This window comes from Arenimonas donghaensis DSM 18148 = HO3-R19, assembly GCF_000743535.1.
GTDB lineage: Bacteria > Pseudomonadota > Gammaproteobacteria > Xanthomonadales > Xanthomonadaceae > Arenimonas > Arenimonas donghaensis.
The window spans coordinates 14,041-32,468 of record NZ_AVCJ01000005.1; the positions used below are offsets into that span (position 1 = coordinate 14,041).

The 18,428-nt window shown below is 70.6% G+C and carries 17 protein-coding genes and 1 pseudogene; 5 read left to right on the forward strand and 13 right to left on the reverse strand.

Annotated elements, in window-relative coordinates; translation table 11 throughout:
* Nucleotides 1-16: 16 nt before the first annotated feature.
* Nucleotides 17-247, forward strand: a pseudogene (locus N788_RS15045) (proprotein convertase P-domain-containing protein); the annotation flags it as partial.
* A gap of 57 nt (nt 248-304) precedes the next feature.
* Here N788_RS15045 and N788_RS04235 read toward each other — a convergent pair.
* Both N788_RS04235 and pyrC read right to left on the reverse strand, forming a co-directional pair.
* The gene (locus N788_RS04235) at nt 305-1,111 is read right to left on the reverse strand and encodes an MOSC domain-containing protein (protein WP_034221420.1); all 807 of its coding nucleotides are present in this window, start codon (nt 1,109-1,111) and stop codon (nt 305-307) included.
* Between the two features lie 219 nt (nt 1,112-1,330).
* Entirely contained in the window at nt 1,331-2,374 is a 1,044-nt protein-coding gene (gene pyrC, locus N788_RS04240; protein ID WP_034221424.1) for a dihydroorotase, read from the reverse strand.
* 141 nt (nt 2,375-2,515) lie between these two features.
* On the opposite strand from pyrC, the gene N788_RS04245 reads away from it, so the two are divergent.
* Nucleotides 2,516-3,931 (forward strand): dihydrolipoyl dehydrogenase, encoded by a 1,416-nt coding sequence (locus N788_RS04245; protein ID WP_034221427.1) that lies wholly within the window; start codon nt 2,516-2,518, stop codon nt 3,929-3,931.
* A 67-nt stretch (nt 3,932-3,998) separates the two neighbouring features.
* Here N788_RS04245 and N788_RS14595 read toward each other — a convergent pair whose 3' ends face one another.
* The 4 genes from N788_RS14595 to egtB all read right to left on the reverse strand — a co-directional run bounded on the left by N788_RS14595 (nt 3,999) and on the right by egtB (nt 7,635).
* Nucleotides 3,999-4,364 (reverse strand): hypothetical protein, encoded by a 366-nt coding sequence (locus tag N788_RS14595; protein ID WP_051924351.1) that lies wholly within the window; start codon nt 4,362-4,364, stop codon nt 3,999-4,001.
* 258 nt (nt 4,365-4,622) lie between these two features.
* Entirely contained in the window at nt 4,623-5,348 is a 726-nt protein-coding gene (locus tag N788_RS04255) for a flavodoxin family protein (RefSeq protein WP_034221430.1), read from the reverse strand.
* A gap of 23 nt (nt 5,349-5,371) precedes the next feature.
* On the reverse strand, nt 5,372-6,343 hold the full coding sequence (gene egtD / locus N788_RS04260) for an L-histidine N(alpha)-methyltransferase (RefSeq protein ID WP_034221432.1): 972 nt from the start codon (nt 6,341-6,343) through the stop codon (nt 5,372-5,374).
* A complete protein-coding gene (egtB, locus tag N788_RS04265) occupies nt 6,340-7,635 on the reverse strand; it encodes an ergothioneine biosynthesis protein EgtB (RefSeq protein WP_034221435.1) in 1,296 nt (431 codons plus the stop codon). The genes egtD and egtB overlap by 4 nt, the downstream gene beginning before the upstream one ends.
* Nucleotides 7,636-7,670: 35 nt before the next feature.
* Between egtB and N788_RS04270 the strand changes: the two genes are divergently transcribed.
* Nucleotides 7,671-8,855 carry an aminotransferase class V-fold PLP-dependent enzyme gene (locus tag N788_RS04270; protein ID WP_034221437.1) on the forward strand — a complete coding sequence of 395 codons (1,185 nt, stop codon included), beginning with the start codon at nt 7,671-7,673 and terminating at the stop codon, nt 8,853-8,855.
* Between the two features lie 4 nt (nt 8,856-8,859).
* Here the strand turns inward: N788_RS04270 and N788_RS04275 are convergent, their stop codons facing one another.
* The 6 genes from N788_RS04275 to N788_RS14315 form a co-directional block, all read right to left on the reverse strand.
* Nucleotides 8,860-10,113 carry an ABC transporter permease gene (locus N788_RS04275; RefSeq protein WP_244444083.1) on the reverse strand — a complete coding sequence of 418 codons (1,254 nt, stop codon included), beginning with the start codon at nt 10,111-10,113 and terminating at the stop codon, nt 8,860-8,862.
* Complete coding sequence (locus tag N788_RS04280) at nt 10,110-11,363, reverse strand: efflux RND transporter periplasmic adaptor subunit (protein ID WP_084695879.1); 1,254 nt, start codon at nt 11,361-11,363, stop codon at nt 10,110-10,112. Before N788_RS04280 ends, N788_RS04275 begins: the two co-directional genes overlap by 4 nt.
* The gene (locus N788_RS04285; protein WP_034221440.1) at nt 11,360-12,328 is read right to left on the reverse strand and encodes an HlyD family secretion protein; all 969 of its coding nucleotides are present in this window, start codon (nt 12,326-12,328) and stop codon (nt 11,360-11,362) included. Before N788_RS04285 ends, N788_RS04280 begins: the two co-directional genes overlap by 4 nt.
* Entirely contained in the window at nt 12,325-13,338 is a 1,014-nt protein-coding gene (locus tag N788_RS04290; RefSeq protein ID WP_051924352.1) for an HlyD family secretion protein, read from the reverse strand. The genes N788_RS04285 and N788_RS04290 overlap by 4 nt, the downstream gene beginning before the upstream one ends.
* Nucleotides 13,322-13,996, reverse strand: coding sequence for an ABC transporter ATP-binding protein (locus N788_RS04295; RefSeq protein WP_034221443.1), 675 nt, complete (start codon nt 13,994-13,996; stop codon nt 13,322-13,324). The genes N788_RS04290 and N788_RS04295 overlap by 17 nt, the downstream gene beginning before the upstream one ends.
* Nucleotides 13,997-14,079: 83 nt before the next feature.
* Complete coding sequence (locus N788_RS14315) at nt 14,080-16,431, reverse strand: alpha/beta hydrolase fold domain-containing protein (protein WP_084695880.1); 2,352 nt, start codon at nt 16,429-16,431, stop codon at nt 14,080-14,082.
* Between the two features lie 47 nt (nt 16,432-16,478).
* On the opposite strand from N788_RS14315, the gene N788_RS04305 reads away from it, so the two are divergent.
* The gene (locus N788_RS04305) at nt 16,479-16,976 is read left to right on the forward strand and encodes a DUF3293 domain-containing protein (RefSeq protein WP_034221446.1); all 498 of its coding nucleotides are present in this window, start codon (nt 16,479-16,481) and stop codon (nt 16,974-16,976) included.
* Between the two features lie 98 nt (nt 16,977-17,074).
* On the forward strand, nt 17,075-17,737 hold the full coding sequence (locus N788_RS04310) for a hypothetical protein (protein WP_034221449.1): 663 nt from the start codon (nt 17,075-17,077) through the stop codon (nt 17,735-17,737).
* Here the strand turns inward: N788_RS04310 and N788_RS04315 are convergent, their stop codons facing one another.
* Nucleotides 17,738-18,427, reverse strand: a complete 690-nt coding sequence (locus N788_RS04315) for an SDR family oxidoreductase (protein WP_034221452.1) — start codon at nt 18,425-18,427, stop codon at nt 17,738-17,740.
* Nucleotide 18,428: the final 1 nt, after the last annotated feature.

Genomic DNA, 18,428 nt, shown 5'->3' on the forward strand with positions numbered 1-18,428 from the left:
GTCGAACGCGTCGGTCGCGGTGAACATCGTCCATACCTACAAGGGCGACCTGAAGGTCGACCTGGTGGCGCCGGACGGCTCGCTGTACAACCTGCACAACCGCAGCGGCGGCAGTGCCGACAACATCATCGGCACCTACACGGTGAACCTGTCGTCCGAAGCGCTCAACGGCACCTGGAAGCTGCGGGTGAACGACAACGCGGCGGGCGACACCGGTTACATCAACAGCTGGTCGGTCACGTTCTGATCCACGACTGACACCGGCAAATCAGGACCCCGGCTTCGGCCGGGGTCTTTTTTTGGCTCACGCCTTGGTTTGGCTGGGGATCACGCTGTCGCCGACCCGGAGGCGGCCGCCCGAGCGGGGAATCAGCAGCTGCCCGAAACTCACCCCCTTCTCGCCGCGGCGATAGGTGGTGAGCGTGCGCAAGGGTTCGCCGCCGGCGTCCTTGTCGCCGGTGAAGGCGTCGATGGTGACCAGCACGCAGCGGACGCAGGGCTTGGCCACGTCGAAAACGACGTCGCCGATGGTCACCTGCGTCCAGCTGTCTTCCGCGTGTACGTCCACGCCGTCCACCACCAGGTTCGGACGGAAACGGCCCATGGGCACCGGGCGGTCCAGGCGCCGGTTGAGCGCGTCGAGCGAAGCCTGCGACACCAGCAGCAGCGGCATCGAGTCGGCGAAGCTGACTTCGTCGCCGGCTTGGGCGTGCGAGGAGCCATTGCGTCGCACCACGCTGGCATCCATGTGCACCAGGCGCACCGGCCGGCCCAGGTAGGTGCTGAACCAGTCGTCCGCCGCGGCATCCGCCGCCAGGGCATCCACCTCGTCCTTCCAGACCCGGACCGACAGCGTCTCGCCGGCGGGCGCGGCTTCGAGGGTGAGCGCCGGCATGCCCGGCGCCTCGAGGCGCAGGCCGCGGTCGGTCGGGACCGGATGCACCCTCAGCAGCCGCGGCTGCTGCCGGGCAGTGACGAACTTGCCGTCGACGTCCACCAGCATCCAGCGCCGGTCGTGTTCGAGCCCGCGCGAATGCACGTTCGCCTGCTCCACGCCCAGCGGTGCGCAGGATTTCACCGGGTGGATGAAGATGTCGGCCAGCGCGGCCATGTCGGTCCTGGTTCGCGGAAAGGTCGGCACACTTTAGCCGAAGCCAGGCCAGCGGCCCGCAGGGGCCCGGGCAGAATCAGCGGTTCCGATTGCCGTCGCGTGGCGGCCAGCCACAGCGCGGTATCGGCGCCTTCGCCGGCATCGCGCAGCAGGTGCCGGAAGACGCGCCGGAAACCGGGAAGCGAGCTGCGCTCGAAGCCCTCCCCGGTGCGGTCGGCTTCAGCCGGCCGTCGACTGTAGCCGCCAGGCGAGCTCGGTGCCGGCCCGCAGCGGCACCAGCGCGTCGGTTCCCTCGCCCAGCTGGGCGGGCAGGGTCCACGCCTCGCGCACCAGCGTGATGCGGTCGGTATTGCGCGGCAGGCGGTAGAAATCCGGGCCGTGGAAGCTGGCGAAGGCTTCAAGCTTGTCCAGCGCGCCTTCGGCTTCGAAGACTTCGGCGTACAGCTCGAGCGCGGCGTGCGCGCTGTACATGCCGGCGCAGCCGCAGGCCGATTCCTTGGCACCGCGGGTGTGCGGGGCGCTGTCGGTGCCCAGGAAGAACTTCGGGCTGCCGCCGGTGGCGGCGGCCACCAGCGCACGCCGGTGTTCTTCGCGCTTGAGCACCGGCAGGCAGTAGTGGTGAGGGCGCAGGCCGCCGGTGAACAGCGCGTTGCGGTTCATCAGCAGGTGGTGCGGGGTGATGGTGGCGGCGACGTTGGCCGGCGCAGCGGCGATGAACTCGGCGGCCTGCCGGGTGGTGATGTGCTCGAGCACCACGCGCAGCTTCGGGAAGCGCTGCAGAAGCGGCTTGAGCAGGGTTTCGATGAACACCGCCTCGCGGTCGAACACGTCCACGTCGGCACCGGTGACTTCGCCGTGCACCAGCAGCGGCAGATCGTGGTCCTGCATGGCCTGCAACGTGGCGTGGCAGCGGTCGATGTCGGACACGCCGGCGTCGGAATTGGTGGTGGCGCCCGCGGGGTACCACTTCACCGCCTGCACGAAACCGCTGGCCCTGGCCTCGGCGATGTCCTGCGGCGAGGTGCGTTCGGTCAGGTACAGGGTCATCAGCGGCTCGAACGCCATGCCCGCCGGCAGCGCGGCCAGGATGCGCCCGCGGTACGCGCCCGCGAGGGCGACGGTGGTCACCGGCGGCACCAGGTTGGGCATGACGATGGCGCGCGCGAACTGGCGGGCGGTGTCGGGCAGCACCCGCGCCAGCATGTCGCCGTCGCGCAAGTGCAGGTGCCAGTCGTCGGGGCGGGTAATCGTCAGTGAGGTCATCGTGGCCACGGGTAGCAAGGCAAGGCGCCCATTTTCGCATGAAGTCGCGGTGGCGGCCGGAGCTGCCCGTCCCTGCCCTGTTTTGCCTGCATGCAGGCTGTTCGGTCACGATGGTGGCACCCCCCATCCAGCGAGCTGCCCATGGCTTCCCCCAAAGACGTGATCATCCTCGGTGCCGGCACGTCCGGCCTCGCCGCCCTGCGCGAAGTGCGTCGCCGCACCGATGACTTCCTGCTGGTCAATGCCGGCCCCTTCGGCACCACCTGCGCACGCGTGGGCTGCATGCCCTCGAAGGTGCTGATCGAAGCGGCCAATGCTTTCCACGCCCGCAAGCGGCTGGCGGCGTTCGGCGTGGGCGGCGCCGAAGCCCTGGCCGTGGACATCCCGGCGGTGCTCGAACGCGTGCGCAAGCTGCGCGACTTCTACGTGTCGGGCGTGCTCAAGGCCACCGACGGCATCAGCGACAAGGTGATCGAAGGCCGTGCCACCCTGCTCGGCCCCGACCGCGTGTCGGTGGACGGGCGCGAGTACGGTGCCCGCCGCATCATCATCGCCACCGGATCCCGACCGGTGCTGCCCAAGCCCTGGGCGGCGCTGGGCGAGCGTGTGTTCACCACCGACGACCTGTTCGAACGGCGCGACCTGCCACGGCGCATGGGCGTGGTCGGCCTGGGTGCGATCGGCGTGGAGATGGCCCAGGCGCTGGCGAGGCTGGGCATCGAAGTCACCGCCTTTTCCACCGACGACATGCTGGGCGGTCTGCACGACGAGAAGGTGAACCAGGTGCTTCGCGAGCAGCTTTCGCAGGAATTCACTCTGCACACCGGCGCCGAGGTCGAACTGCACGCACATGGCGAGGGCGTGCGGCTGGTCGCCGGCAAGACCCAAGTGGACGTGGACGCCGTGCTGGTGGCCATCGGCCGGCGCCCCAACCTCGACGGCCTGGGGCTGGAAACCCTGGGGGTGGCGCTGGACGACAAGGGCAGGCCCGATTTCGAGCCCGGCCGGCTGCAGTTGGGCGACACGCCCGTGTTCATTGCCGGCGACGTCAACGGCCACGCCCCGATCCTGCACGAGGCCGCGGACGAAGGTTTCATCGCCGGTCGCAATGCCATGGCCGACGAGCCGATCTGCTACCAGCGCCGCACGCCCTTGGGCGTGGTGTTTTCCGATCCGACCACGGCCTTCGTCGGCAGGCGCTTGTCCGACCTGCCCGAAGACACGGTGGTCGGCGAAGTCGACTTCCGCCGCCAGGGCCGCGCCCGCGCCGCGCAGAAGAACGAAGGCCTGCTGCGCGTTTATGCCGCCCACGACACCGGCTGCATCCTGGGCGCCGAGCTGTGCACGCCCTCGGGCGACCACCTGGCCCACCTGCTGGCCCTGGCGGTGGACCAGAAGCTCACCGTCTTCGACCTGCTGCGCATGCCCTTCTACCACCCGGTGCTCGAGGAAGGCCTGCGCACCGCCCTGCGCGACGCCGGCAAGCAGGTTGATGACAGCCCCGACCGTAGCGACCTGGCCAACTGCCCGGCCATGGGCACCGAGGCCCTGGACTGAGCGATCCGGCGAAAAAAGGCCCGCGCCTTGGTGGCGCGGGCCAGCGGGGGGCGTGCTTGGTTATGGCTTATTTGCCGTCGTTGTCGGCGTCACCCGGCATGGCACGCTCGACGCGGTTCCAGGCGGCCTTCGCGGCGCCCTTGGCCTTTTCCCAGGCCAGGCGCGACTTGCCCTTGGTTTCCTCCCAGCTGCGGCGCATGTCGGCCTCGGCGTCCTCGAAGGACCGGTTGCCGGCGCGCGCCCGCGCATCCCAGCCCACCTTGTAGGCCGGGCCGTAGTCGTCGTAGCCGTAGTCCTTCTCGAAGTACGGCTCGCGCTCGTACTGCCCACGCCAGTAGCGCTCCTGTTCGCTCGCGTCCACGGGGACGGCCTGGGGGTCGCGGTTGTGGTTGCGCTCTTCGGCGTTGGTCGGTTTGGCGTTCTGGTTGCTCATGGTGTTGCTCCTTTTGGGGGGAATTGGCCTTCATGGCCGGGGGGTGCAAGGAACAAGGAGCAATCCCCGTGCCAGCGGCCGGCGCCAGCACGACGGTTCATGAACCTCCGGCCGCAGCGCGCAACGGCGCGGGGGCGAAGGCGCCCGGGGCGTCTGCCGGTTCAGGCTCGCGCGCGGGCGCGGGTGGGCTGCCTTGCATTCGGCAGCCCGGGGCACGCGGCGGGGTTTCAATTTGCAGGCACGGGCGTGGCCCGGCCGTCAGCGGTACTCGGGATTGGGATGGTCGAAGCGGCAGCCGGCGTCCCAGGCCTTGCGCTGGTTGCCGTGGGCCGGCATGCCGCCGGCGTCCTTGAGCATCCGGGCCAGGTGCATCAGGTTCCAGGCCATGAAGGTGGTGTTGCGCTGGGTGAACTCGTTGTCGTAGCCGGCGCCGTTGTCGCCATAGGAATCGCCGGGCCCGGCTTCGCCGATCCAGCCCGCGTCGGCCTGCGGCGGGATGACGTAGCCCAGGTGCTGCAGCGAGTACAGCAGGTTCATCGCGCAGTGCTTGATGCCGTCTTCGTTGCCGGTCACCAGGCAGCCGCCGACCCGGCCGTAGTAGGCGTACTGGCCGGCGTCGTTGAGCTTGCCCGATTCCGAATACAGGCGCTCCACCACCCGCCGGCAGACCGAACTGGAATCGCCCAGCCAGATCGGCGTGCACAGCACCAGGATGTCGGCCGCCATCACCTTCTTGGAAAGCGCCGGCCAGTCGTCGCGTTCGGCGCCGTGTTCGGTCATGTCCGGCTGCACGCCCGGGGCCAGCACCAGGTCCACGGGGCGCAACACCTCCACGGCCACCTGGTTGGCGCGCATGACGCCGGCGGCCACGTGGATCAGGCGCTCGGTGTGCGACGCCTCGCCGGACGGCTTGAGCGTGCAGTTGAGGAACAGGGCACGCAGGTCGTCGTAGTCCGCGGGCGGCTTGGGTTCCTTGCGGGCCATGGGGCCTCCGGTGGCTGCGGTTTTCAGGCGGGCTGCAGCAGGCGCAGGCCGAACCAGTCCTTGGGATCGCTCCAGCCCTCGGTCACCGCCAGGCCGGCGCGCGCCGCCAGGGCGGCGAAACCTTCGTCGGTGTACTTGTGGCTGTATTCGACCTGCATGGCTTCACCGGCGGCGAAGCTGAAACGTTTGCCGTGCAGGGTGACGGTCTGCTCACGCAGGCTGTCGATGTAGGTCTCGATGCGGCCGGCCCCGGGCAGGTAGACGGCGCGGTGGCGGAATGCCGCGAGGTCGAAGTCGGCGCCCAGCTCGCGGTTCAGGCGCGTGAGCAAGTTCAGGGTGAACGCGGCGGTGACGCCGGCGGCGTCGTTGTAGGCGGCTTCGATCAGGTCGGCTGATTTTTGCAGGTCGATGCCGATGAGCGCGCGGCCGTCCGGGCCCATGGTTTCGCGCATGGCCTTGAGCAGCTGCACGGCCTCGGCGTCGGTGAGGTTGCCCAGGGTCGAGCCGGGGAAAAACACCAGCACCCGGCGCGCGCTGCGCTCAGGTTCCGGCAGCGGGATGGCCTGGGTGAAGTCGCCCAGCACCGGCAGCATCTGCACGGGGCCGAACTCCGCATCCAGGCGCTCGACGCTGCCGACCAGCGCGCTTCGGGAAATCTCCACTGGCGTGTAGGCCACCGGGTCCTGCAGCGCGTCGAGCAGCAGGCGGGTCTTGCGGCCACTGCCGCTGCCGTACTCGACCACGTGCGCCTGCGGGCCCACCGCCCGGGCGATGTCGGCGCCGCTGTCCTGGATGAGCGCAAGCTCGACCCGGGTCAGGTAGTACTCGGGCTGGCGGGTGATTTCCTCGAACAGTTCCGAACCTCGCCGGTCGTAGAAATATTTCGAAGGCAGGCGCTTGGGCGTGGCCGACAGGCCGGCGAGCACGTCGCCCAGCAGGTCGTCGCGGCTGGGATGGAGGTCGGTCAGTTCGACGGCATCGGCAGTCGCGTTCATGGGAGATCCTTGGCCAGGCGCAGCCCGGAAAACTGCCAGCGGGCATGGGGTGGGAAGAAGTTGCGATAGCTCGCGCGGACGTGGTTGGCCGGCGTCGCGCAGCTGCCGCCGCGCAGGATGACCTGGCCACTCATGAACTTGCCGTTGTATTCGCCCAATGAACCCGGCAGCGGCTGGAAGCCCGGGTAGGCGGTGTAGGCCGACGCCGTCCACTCCCAGACGTCGCCGAAGAGCTGGTGCAGGCCGGCCTCGTCCCGGGCACGGCCCTGCGGATGCAGGGCCTGGGCATCGAGCAGGTTGCCCTCGATGGCCTGGCCCCCGGCGGCGTGCTCCCACTCCGCTTCGGTCGGCAGTCGGGCACCGGCCCAGCGCGCGAAGGCGTCAGCTTCGTAGAGGCTCAGGTGGCAGGCTGGCGCGTGCGGATCCCGCTCGCGCCAGCCGGCCAGGGTGAACTCGCGGGCGCCGTCTTCGTGCCAGTACAGCGGTCGCTGCCAGCCCTCGGCCTGCACCCGGTCCCAACCGTCGCTGAGCCAGAGCGCCGGATCTTCGTAGCCGCCTTCGGCGATGAAGTCGGTGAATTCGGCGTTGCTGACCGGCCGACTCGCCAGCGCATGCGCGGGCACCAGCACCCGGTGGCGCGGCGATTCGTTGTCGTAGGCAAAGCGTCCCGACGCGGGCCAGGGCGCGGCGCCCTGCTCGACCACCGATTCCTCGCTGCCGATCCAGTGCATCAACCGCGACTCGCCCGGCGCGTGCACGAGCTCGCTGCGGTAGGCCGGCCCCAGCGGATGGCACCAGAACGCATGCTTGATATCGGTGAGCAGGAGTTCCTGGTGCTGCTGTTCGTGGTGGGTGCCTAGTTCAAGCACCTGCAGCGTGGCGTCGTCGAAGCGGCCCGCGTCCAGCGACTCGAGCAGCCGCGCGTCCACTTCGGCCCGGTACTCGAGCACCTGCGCCAGCGTCGGCCGCGACAGCAGCCCGCGCTGCGCGCGCACGTGGAAGGGCCCGACGCTGTTGTAGTAGCTGTTGAACAGCAGGTCCCAGCGCGGCTCCACCGCGTCGTAAGCGGGGTCGGCGCCCAGCACGAAACGTTCGAAGAACCAGGTGGTGTGGGCGAGATGCCATTTCGCCGGGCTGGCGTCGGGCATGGACTGCAGCATGGCGTCTTCGGCCGACAGCGGCGCCGCCAGCGCCAGGCTGCAGGCGCGAACGGTCTGGTAGCGCGTGGCCAGCGCCTGCTTCGCGGGTGGGGGTTCCCGGATGTCTGCGGTCGCGGAGTCGTTCACTCGCATTGGTCCGAAGCATAACCCCGGCAGGTGAACGAAGCATGATTGCGCGCCGCACGCAGCGTACAGTTGGGGGCATGCCGATCCCGCACGCCGAATCCGACGCGTTCCTGGCCGACGAGGGCTGTCTCTACCTGGACTGCGCCGCGCAGGGTCCGCGCCTGCGCAGCGTGCACGATGCCGCGATGGCGGCCATGGAACTCACCGCGCGCCCCTGGAATCCGCCACCCGTGACACCGCAGGCGCTGCGCGAACAATTGCGCCAGCGGCTGGCGCGGTTGTTCGACGGCGAGGCCGACGCGATCGCCCTGGTGCCGTCGGCGGCCTATGGCCTGGCGACGGCCGCGCGCAACCTGCCGCTGGGTCCGGGTGACGAAGTGCTGGTGCTCGACGGCCAGTTCCCCTCGAACCTGATGTGCTGGCAGGCGCGCTGCGCCGACGTCGGGGCAGCGCTGCGGGGTGTTCGTCGCGAATCCGGCCAGGACTGGACCAGCGCCGTGCTGGCCGCGATCGAAAGCAGCCCGCGCCTGCGCATCGCGGCCTTGCCGCAGGTGCGGTGGGACGACGGCGCCACGCTCGACCTCGACCGCATCTGCGCCCTGCTGCAATCGCGCGGCATCGCGCTGGTGCTCGACCTCAGCCAGAGCCTGGGCGTGCTGCCGGTGGACCTGGCGCGCTGGCATCCCGCGTTCATCGCGTCGGTCGGCTACAAGTGGTTGCTGGGCGCACGCGGCCTGGCCTGTTTGTGGGTCGCGCCGCACTGGCGCACGCAGGGCTCGCCGATCGAACACCACTGGTACGGCCGCGATGCCGGCCCCGACTGGCGCTTCCCGCTGGCGCCGCCCACGCCCTTCGCGGCGGGTGCGCGCCGCTTCGACGCCGGCGGACTCGACGGCCTGGTGCCGCTTTCCATGGCGCTTGCGGCCATCGACCAGGTGCTGGACTGGCGGCCGGAAAACATCGCCACGGCATTGAAGACCTGCACCGACGCGCTCGACCAAGGCCTGGTCCAGGCCGGACTGTCGGACTGGCGAAGCCCGGGGCACGCTCCCCACCTCACTGCACTGCGTCCGCCGGCCGACCGGATGGACGCCGTGTTCGCGGCCCTGAAGCAGGACCGCATCGCCTGCACGAATCGTTACGGCCTGCTGCGCATCGCGCCCCACCTGCACGTGGCACCGGCGGACATGGCCCGCGTGGTCGAGGCCGCGGCGCGCGCGGCCTGATTCCCTACTCCGTGCGCAGCGAGGCGATGGGGTCGAGTTCCGCGGCCTGCTTGGCCGGATAGACGCCAAACGCCAGGCCCACGCCCGTACACAGCAGCACGGCGACGGTGATCGGCAGCGGCGCCCAGGCCACGCCCCAACCGGCCAGGGCGGCAATGCCGTAGGCCAGGGCGATGCCGAAGGCCACGCCCAGCAGCGCGCCGGCGACGCAGATAACCGCGGCCTCGCGCAGGAACTGCGCCACCACGTCGGCCTTGCGCGCGCCCAGCGCCCGCAGCAGTCCGACTTCGCGCCGGCGTTCGAGCACGTTGGCCAGCATGATGTTCATGATGCCGATGCCGCCCACCAGCAGGCTGACGCCGGCGATGGCGCTCATCACCACCCGGAAGATGCGCTGGGTCTGCTGGTGCTGGGCGAACAGCTGGGCCGGGATGACCAGGGTGTAATCGTCGGCGCCGGCATGGCGCTGTTCGAGCAGCGCCGCCAGCACCTGCGCGCCCTGGTCGATGCGTTCGGGCGCGTCCACGCGCACCAGCAGGCGGTCGACCTCGTCTTCCATCGGCTGCAGGCGGAAGCGCGCCAGGCCGGACGCCAGCGGCACGAACACGCGGTTGCTTTCCAGGCCCAGCGGCACGCCCTGGAAGCGGTCGGCGCTGAGGTCGCGGTCGGCCAGCACGCCCACCACCTCGAGCCAGGCGTGGTTGACCTTGACGTACTGGCCCACCGCGCCGCCCTGCGGGAACAGGCTGGCCGCGGCCTGGTGGCCGAGCACCGCCACCGCGGCCAGCGCCGCATCGTCATCGTCGGTGAGCGCGCGGCCCTTCGCGACGTGCAGCGAACCGAGTTCGAAGAAGCTCGGCGAGATGGCGCTGGCCTGGGCGTCGCTGGCGCCGTGGTCGCTGGCCACCGAATCGGTGCGCAGCTTTTTCTCGGTGGCCATGGCGATGGCGCCCGGCACCACGTCCAGGGCGGCCTGCGCGTCGGCGCGGGTCAGGCCCAGGCTGCGTGCACGCAGTTCGCGCAGCGTGGTTTCGTCGAAGGTCCTGGCTTCGACCACCAGGTTGGTCAGGCCCAGGCCTTCGACCAGGCGCAGGGCCTCGCGCCGGCTACCCTCGCCCACCGCCTGCATGGCCACGATCGAGCCCACGCCGAACACCAGGCCCAGCAGGGTCAGGCCGGTGCGCAGCTTGCGGCGGCCCAGTTCCTCGAAGGCCTCGCGCCAGGCCAGGCGATCATTGAGGTGGTGCCAGCGGATCACGGTGCCACCTCCGCCGGATGGTCGGTGGCCACGCCGGCGTCGGTTTCGTCGCCGGCAACGGGATCATCGCCGGCCAGCAGCACCCGGTCGCCGGGCACCAGGCCTTCGAGCACCTGCGTGCGCGAGGGGCCGCGCACGCCCACGACCACCGGCCGCGCGACCGGCTCACCGTCTTCGAGCACGTTCACCTCGGCCTGTTCGCCATTGCCCGACAAGGCCACGTTGGGCACGGTGATGGCCTGGTCGGCGACCAGCAGCAGGATGCGTGCACTGAAGGCCTGGCCGGGCACCCAGGCGTACCCGCGGGCGGCCTCGGCCGGCACGCTGGCCTTGGCCGACACGAACTTGGCCGGGTTCTGGCGGCTCACCGCGCGCGGCGCGCTGGCGATCCAGGTGATTTCGCCGTGCGCCTGCTGCCCGGGGTGGCCCAGTGGCGCCAATTCGACCTTCTGGCCAATGGCCAGGCCCTGGGCCTCCTGCTGCGGCAGGCGCAGTTCGACCTCCAGGGTTTCGACATCGGGCAGCGTGGCGAATTCACCGCTGGCCCAGAGCTGCTCGCCCACGCGCGGCGGTTCGCCGCTCCAGCCCTGCACCAGCATGAAGATGCCGTCGTGCGCGGCGCGCAGCTCCAGCGCCGACAGGTCCTCGCGCTTGGTTGCCGCATCGGCTTCAAGGCTGCCGCGCTGCACGCCCAGCACGTTGAGTTCGGCGGCGCCGCGCTGGCTGGACTGGTCCTGGCGCCAGCGCAGCACGCCGGTTTTCTCGCTCAGGAATTTTTCGTCCTGCACGGCATCGAGGATGGTGTTGCGGGCGATGGCCTCGAAGTCGGCGCGGGCGTAACGCCGGGCGATGGTCAGCGCCGACTCGGCCTGCGCCAGCTCGACGTCGACCCGGCCCAGGCCGACGTCGAGTTCGGTTTCCTTGCCGGCACGGGCCAGGGCGTTGCGCTGCAGGTCGATCAGCGCCTTGTCCAGCTGCAGCTTCGACTGCGGCGCTTCGAAGCGGGCAACGACGTCGCCGGCCTTCACCGGGCTGCCGTCCGGCAGCACCCACACCAGCTGCCGCCGCGCCCAGTTGGTTCCCGGCACGCGCAGCGGGGTGGCCTTGGCGGCCTTGAGCTCGCCTTCGGCACGCACCCAGAATTCGACCGGCGCCTCGGCCACGACTTCCGTCGCGCGACCACCCGGCCCCGTGTCGCCGCAGCCGGCCAGTGCCAGCGCGGCCAGCAGGATCAGTCCCGGGCGCTTCATGGCGCCACCCCGGTGCCCACGGCGGGCACGTCCACTTCCACCACGACCGGCATGCCGGTCTTGAGCCCGCGGGTATCGCCCTGCAGGTGCACCAATACGTCCAGCACCGGCACCGGCGCCAGGCGGGACTTGCTGCGCACGGCACGGCCCAGGTCGGCCACCGTACCCTGCAGGCGCTGCCCGGCGCCGCCCTGCAGGCGGATGCGTGCAGCCTGGCCCTGTTCCACGCGAAGCATGTCGCGCTCGGCGACGGTGGCGCGCACCACCAGGGTGCCGGGATCGGGCATTTCCGCCACCGACTGGCCCATGAACACCTGGCTGCCGACTTCATAACGTTCGCCGCGCCAGTTCGACTTCACCACCACCACGCCATCTCGCGGCGCGACCACGGTGAGCTGGGCCAGGGCCCGCGTCAGTTCGTCCACGTCCGACTGCGCGCGCGCCACGTCCGAGGCGACGAGGTCGCGTTCGGCTTCGCGCAGGCGCTGGGCCAGCACCTCCTTGCGCTGCATCAGCGCGTTGCGCCGGGCGGCCTGCTCGCGTTCTATCACCAGCTTGCGGTAGTCCACCGAACGCACCAGCTCGGCCGGCTGGTCGGCCTTGCGCTCGGCCTTCTGCAGGTTGGCCACCTGCTCGGCCGTGGCCAGGCGATCGGTGCGTTCGCGCTCGGCCAGGTTCAGCAGCAGGGTCGCCTGCTCGCTTTGTTTTTGCTTGAGCTGGCCCTGTGCCTCCACCAGCCGGCGCTGCAGGTCGGTGCCGTCGAAGGTGACGATGGGCGTGCCGGCCTTGATCGTGCTGCCATCGGTGGCCAGCGCGGTGATCTGGAAATTCCAGACGCCCGGCACCGACGGCGGCGCGATGGTGGCGCTGTCGAGGGCGGCGATTTCACCCTCGAGCTGCAGGGTGTCGGCGGTGGCCGCGAGCGGCGACAGCAGGGCCAGCAGCAGCAGGCAGGTCCGGTTCACGGGGCGGTCTCCGCACTGTCGGCGGCCGGGCCGGTCGTGGCCGCGACCCGCACGCTCATGCCGGGGCGCAGCGGCAGCGCGTAGTCGGCCGGCAGGGCGATGTCCACGACGAAGTAGCGGCCGCTGCCCCACTCGGCCTTGGCCTGGGGCGTGCCGCCGATGGCGGTGATGCGGCCGGGCAGCGACTGCCCGCGAATGGCATCGAACTGCAGGGTCACCGGCTGGCCGACGGCCAGTCCGCGCCGATCGGGTTCGAGCGCGTAGGCGCGAACGCCCAGTTCGCCGGGTCGCACCAGTTCGCCGATCGCCTGGCCGGAGTTGGTGGCGCTGCCTTCTTCGTAGCGCTGGCCAGACCAGGCGTTGAAGTAGAACGTGGCCACGCCGCTGCCTACGGCCCGCTGCTCGGCCATGGCGATCACGGCCTCGGCGTAGTCGAGGTCGGTCTGCAGCTTGGCGATTTCCAGCGCGCCGTCGCTGCGACGACGGGCGACGGCGGTGCGGGCGGCGGTGAGCTCCTCGGCCTTGAGCGCCAGCTCGCGGCGGGCGCGTTCGAGCTCGCCCTGGTGGCGGTCGGCGTCGATGCGGGCGATGTAGTCGGCCGGGATCGCGGCATCGACCTCGGCCTTGGCCAGCGCGGCCTCGGCGTCGACCAGGGCCAGCTCGGCGTCGATTTCGCGCACGGCCAGCTCGGCCAGTTCCTTGTCGATGCGGGCGCGGGCCTGGGCGATCTGCACCTTCAGCGATTCCTGCTGCGACAGCGTGGCGCCCGGATCGATGCGCACCAGGGGATCGCCGGGCTGCACCTGCGCGCCCTCCTCGGCCAGGAAGCGCAGGGTGACGGGACTGGATTCGGACATCGGCGCGTAGATGATCTCGGCGCCCGGCGCGTGCACCTGGCCGGTGATGACGACGGTGCGCGGCGCGGCGGCGTCCGGCGCCGGCTCCTGCGCCAGCGCGGGGGCCAGCGCCAGCAGCGCGCCGAGCACCAGGGTTTCAGCGCGCCGAATCATGGTCCACCTTGCCGTCGCGCAGGCGCACGTGGCGCGGCGCGCGCTCGGCCACGTCGGGATCGTGGGTCACCAGCACCACGGTCTGGCCACCGCGGTGCAGCTCGTCGAACAGGCCCAGCACGTCGGCCGCGGACTTTGAATCGAGGTTGCCGGTGGGTTCGTCGGCCAGCAGCAGGGCCGGCTTGAGCAAGAGCGCGCGCGCCACCGCGGCACGCTGCTGCTGGCCACCCGAAAGCTGCTGGGGCCGGTGCGCCATGCGGTCGGCCAGGCCGACGCGTTCGAGCAGGTGGCGGGCATGGTCTTCGACGCCGGGCACGGCTTCGAGGCAATAGCGCAGCGGCAACAACACGTTCTCGAGCACCGTCAGCCGCGGCAGCAGGTGGAAGGACTGGAAAACGAAGCCGATGCGGCGGTTGCGCAGTTCGCTCAGGGCGTCGTCGTCGAGCGCCGAGACGTCGGCGTCCTCGAGCCGGTAGCGGCCGGCGCTGGGCTGGTCCAGGCAGCCCAGGATGTTGAGCAGGGTGGACTTGCCCGAGCCCGAGGCGCCGGTGATGGCCACGTGTTCGCCGCGGCCGATCTGCAGGTCCACGCCCGCCAGGGCCGGTATGTGCTGACCCTCCACCGAGTAGGTGCGGGTGATGCCTTCGATGTGGATCATGCCGTCCGGGAGTCGTTCGACTAGCCGGTCTTATGCGGGATAAGCGACCGGGGCGCAAGTCCGAAAATTCCCACCTCCCGGACCTATCGAAACTGGTAGGCCCCGTCGGCCAGGTGGCGCAGTCCGCGGCGGTATTCGGCGGTGAATCCCGGGAATATCGCCACGACCTTGCCGTTGTCCATGCGGTACCAGCTACGGCACTGCGCCCAGACCGAGCCCGACAGGCGCTGTTGCAGGCCGGCGTTGTGGGCGCGCATCACGTCCTCGCGCACTTCGATGGCGCGGTGGCCGCCGGCATCAACGGCCCGCATGCAGGCGATGGCATGGCGCACCGCGGGTTCGATGTAGAGCAGGGTCGACGTGTGGCCGGTGGCGGTGTTCGGACCCAGCAGCAGGAACAGGTTCGGGAACCCCGCCACGCTGATGCCGTGCCAGGCCTCCGGGCCATCCCGCCAGGCGCCGGCCAGGGTCCGGCCGCCGCGACCGGTCACCTGGATCGACTGCAGCAGGTGCACGGTGTCGAAGCCGGTGGCGCAGACCAGCACGTCCAGCTCGCGTTCGCTGCCGTCGACGCAGCGGATGCCGGTGGCGGTGAAACGCTCGATGCCGGCGGTCACCAGTTCCACGTGCGGCTGCACCAGGGTCGGGTAGTAATCGCTGGAATAGATGATGCGCTTGCAGCCCAGGGGGTAGCCGGGGACCAGCGCCGCGCGCAGGGCGGGGTCGGCCACCTGGCCCTGCAGGTGGCGGCGCGCCAGCCACAGCAGGAGACGCCGCATCAGCGTGCCGTCCTCGAAGCCGCGCCGGCCCAGTTCCAGGAACGCCACCCAGGACCGGCGCACCAGCGCGGCATAGGGCGGCAGCCGCGCCAGCACGCGGTCGAACCAGCGGTACTTGCGCTCGAGCCGCGGCAACACCCAGTTGGCGGTGCGCTGGAAGACGTGCACCCGGGTCGCGTTCGCGGCGATGGGCGGCACCAGCTGCACGGCCGTGGAGCCGGTGCCGATAATTCCCACGCGTTTGCCCCGCATGGCCACGCCCTCGTCCCAGCGGGCGCTGTGCAGGCGCTCGCCACGGAAGTCTTCCAGGCCCGGGATGTCCGGCCAGCGTGGCTGGCTCAGCGGCCCGGTGCTGCAGATGAAAAACCGCGACTCGAATCGCTCGCCGCCTTCGGTGCGAAACCGCCAGTGGCCGCTGGCCTCGTCATACCGGGCCTCGGCCAGCCGCGTGCCCAGGCGCAGGCGTGCGCCCAGGCCGTGTTTTTCCGCCAGCGCCTGCTGGTAGGCCTGGATCTGGGCCGCCTCGGCGAAGCGTTGGCGCCAGTGCGGGTTGGGCGCGAAGGAGAACGCGTACGCCGGTGCCGGCACGTCGACCTGGGCACCGGGGTAGCGGTTGTCCCACCAGGTGCCGCCAATGCCCTGGCTCTGTTCGAGCATGACGAAATCGTGCAGCCCGGCTTTCTGCAGTTCGATGGCGGCACACAGGCCGGACATGCCGGCGCCGAGGATCACGGTGTGGTGGACGCGCGCGGGACGAGGGAAGGTATCCAGCGCACGCGCGACGAACCGACCCAGCCTCGCCACCGCGGCATCCGCGCTCGGCAGCTGCCCGGCATGCAGCTGGAAGACATGCCAGCGACCCGGCGTGAAGTCGCGCTCGGCGTGCACGCCCGCTCGCGCCAGCGCTTCGAGCAGCGCTTCCACCTGCGGACGCAGCAGGTCGTCGCTGCCGAACTGCACCAGGGTGGGCGGCAGCCCGCGCAGGTCGGCCAGCAGCGGCGACACCAGCGCGTTGGCCAGGTCGTTGCCGGCATAGTGGCGCGCATTCGCGCGGGCCCAGGCCTCGCTGAGCAGCGCCTCGCCCGGCACCGGTGGCAGCGGCGTGTCCGCGCGCAGGTCAACCAGCGGCGCCAGCAGCACCAGGGCCGCCGGCAGCGGCTGGCCCGTCTCGCGCAACTTCAGGGCGAGGGCCAGCGCCAGGCCGCCGCCCGCCGAATCCCCGGCGACCACGACGGGGCCTTCGGCGGCCAGCGCGGCATAGGCGGCCAAGGCGTCCTCCAGCGCCGCGGGGAACGGATGCTCGGGCGCCAGGCGGTAATCGATGACCGACACCGGCACGCCGGCGGCATGCGCCAGCCAGGCCGCCAACGTGCGATGCGTGCGCGGTGAACCGGTGGTATAGCCGCCGCCGTGCAGGAACAGCACGGCGCCTTCGCGGACCGGCGCTGCACGCGCGTCGCGCCAGGTTTGCGCGGCCACCCCGCCCAGGCGGGCGGGGGCCATCGCGATGCCATGCGGCAACCGGCCGATGCCGGCCAGGAGGTCCATCCATCGGCGCTGGAACGCCGGCGTGAATCGCGGGCTGAGCACCGGCCTGACCAGCCATCGGAGCGTGGCGCGAAGCGCGGCGGCGCGTAAGGAGTCGCGGGTTGGCATCCACGGAGCATAAGGGAGGCGCCGTCGCGGCGGGGTAAGCTTTGGCGATGGACCCCGTCCGCACCTACCCGCCCCCGGCCGCGATGATGCAGGCCTTCGCCGACGCCGTGTACCGCGTATACGACGGCGACCGGGCCATCCCCCTGTACATTGGCCGCGCCAATCCCGCCCTGGCGGCGCTGCTGGCACGCCATGGCGCTAGCCATGGCGGCCTGGTCACCGGCGAAAATCCCTTCGGCCAGGTGCAGTCGCCGGAAGAGAACGCCACCGCCAACCAGGCGTTGCGCGAAGCCATCGATGCCCACGGCCTGGCCCGCGTGGACTCGGACGGCGGCAGCGAAGACGGCGGCTGGAACGAGCCCGGTTTTATGGTGATCGGCGGCGGCGACGCCGTGATGGATTCGCTGGCCCGGCGGTTCCGCCAGGCCGCCTGGGTGCGCATCGATGCCGACGGGATACCCACGCTGGCGCCCTGCCGCTATCCCCTGGCAGGCGAAGGCGATCCCCCCTGCTGGCCCGCCGGCATCCTCCCGGCATCCCCGTAGCTGGGCAGGACTGCCACGGCGCTGGCGGGTACGCCGGCCAACTTGCGTTAAGTAGGATGCCGGCCGGTTCGCGGTCGCACCCACCGAGGACCCACACCATGCGCCAGTCGCTCTGTCTGTTAGCCCTGCTTGCCCTGCAGCCCGCCCTCGCCTCCGACCGGATCCCCGACTGGGATGGCGGCGAGGCCTATGTCTTCAGCTACGGCCCGATGGGCCCGCTGCGGATGGGCAAGGTCGCCGCGGACGGCAGCGTTGAACTCAAGCTGCCGGCCGTACCCAGTAGCGAACAAACTCTGGGCGACACCTTCCCGTCGTGCCTGGAGAGTGGCGAACCCATGGTGAGTGAGCCCTTGGCCTCGTTCACGCCGACCAGCCTGTTCCTGGCAGCCGACGAGGATGCCGTGGAAGAGCTTGGCAGCCTCGAGCTGGTCAGCTCGCAGGAAGTGCTGGACTGGCGTTCCAGCTACGGCCAGGGCAACGCGGCCGCAGGCAGCTGGTACCAGTACGTGAATGTCTCCCAGGCGGCGGCACTGCAGGCGGAGTGCATGCTGCCCACGTACACCGGCGAAGGCGACGACAACTTCGAGCAGGTCACCGACTACGCCGTGCAGTTTCAGGCCGGTTGGAACCTGATGCGCAACGAGATCACCGAACTGCGCGCCGGACCGTCGGGCAAGCAGTATCCCAAGCACATCCGCATCACCGTGTCCGACGACGTGCCGGGGGACGCGCGGTGGCTGTTCCGTCCGCGCGCTGAGTGATCAGACCCGCCCGGTGACCGGCAGCAGGACCCCGGTGATGGCGCTGGCGTTGTCGGACAGCAGGAACACGATGGCCGCGGCCAGCTGCGCCGGCTGCACCCAGGCGCCGAAATCGGCGTCGGGCATGTCGGCTCGGTTGGCCGGGGTATCGATGATGCTCGGCAGCAGCGCGTTGACGGTGATGCCGCGGTCCTTGAGTTCTTCGGCCAGGGCTTCGGTGAAACGCATGACACCGGCCTTGGATGCCGCGTAGGCGCCCATGCCGGCGCCGGCCTTCACGGCGCCGTTCGCACCGATGTTGATGATGCGACCACCGTCGGGCAGGTGCGCCAGCGCCGCCTGGCTGGCGGCGACCGCCGTGCGCACGTTCATCTGGTACATGCGGTCCCAGGTGTCGAGCGAACCACCCTGCACTTTCTCCCAGGCGAAGCCGCCGGCGATGTTCACCACGCCATGCAGGCCGCCGTGGGCCTTGGCGATGGCATCGAAAGCCGCCTGCGTCGCCGCCGCATCACCCAAATCAACGCCGCCATGCAAATGGGCATTGCCCAGGGCCTTGGGTTCGCGCGGTGCGTCCGCCAGGTCGATGGCGGCCACCGTCGCGCCCTGCTCAAGCAGCGATTTGACGACGGCCGTTCCCAGGATTCCGAACGCGCCGGTGACGGCATAGACCTTGCCACTCAGGGACATC

Coding starts and splice junctions, on each gene's coding strand:
- N788_RS04315 (WP_034221452.1), bottom strand. CDS start 18,427: ATGTCCCTGAGTGGCAAGGTCTATGCCGTCACCGGCGCGTTCGGAATC.
- N788_RS04255 (WP_034221430.1), bottom strand. CDS start 5,348: ATGGCCCGCAAGGAACCCAAGCCGCCCGCGGACTACGACGACCTGCGT.
- N788_RS04235 (WP_034221420.1), bottom strand. CDS start 1,111: ATGGCCGCGCTGGCCGACATCTTCATCCACCCGGTGAAATCCTGCGCA.
- N788_RS04295 (WP_034221443.1), bottom strand. CDS start 13,996: ATGATCCACATCGAAGGCATCACCCGCACCTACTCGGTGGAGGGTCAG.
- N788_RS14595 (WP_051924351.1), bottom strand. CDS start 4,364: ATGAGCAACCAGAACGCCAAACCGACCAACGCCGAAGAGCGCAACCAC.
- N788_RS04270 (WP_034221437.1), top strand. CDS start 7,671: ATGATTGCGCGCCGCACGCAGCGTACAGTTGGGGGCATGCCGATCCCG.
- N788_RS04280 (WP_084695879.1), bottom strand. CDS start 11,363: ATGAAGCGCCCGGGACTGATCCTGCTGGCCGCGCTGGCACTGGCCGGC.
- N788_RS04245 (WP_034221427.1), top strand. CDS start 2,516: ATGGCTTCCCCCAAAGACGTGATCATCCTCGGTGCCGGCACGTCCGGC.
- N788_RS04290 (WP_051924352.1), bottom strand. CDS start 13,338: ATGATTCGGCGCGCTGAAACCCTGGTGCTCGGCGCGCTGCTGGCGCTG.
- N788_RS14315 (WP_084695880.1), bottom strand. CDS start 16,431: ATGCCAACCCGCGACTCCTTACGCGCCGCCGCGCTTCGCGCCACGCTC.
- N788_RS04305 (WP_034221446.1), top strand. CDS start 16,479: ATGGACCCCGTCCGCACCTACCCGCCCCCGGCCGCGATGATGCAGGCC.
- egtD (WP_034221432.1), bottom strand. CDS start 6,343: ATGAACGCGACTGCCGATGCCGTCGAACTGACCGACCTCCATCCCAGC.
- N788_RS04310 (WP_034221449.1), top strand. CDS start 17,075: ATGCGCCAGTCGCTCTGTCTGTTAGCCCTGCTTGCCCTGCAGCCCGCC.
- pyrC (WP_034221424.1), bottom strand. CDS start 2,374: ATGACCTCACTGACGATTACCCGCCCCGACGACTGGCACCTGCACTTG.
- egtB (WP_034221435.1), bottom strand. CDS start 7,635: ATGCGAGTGAACGACTCCGCGACCGCAGACATCCGGGAACCCCCACCC.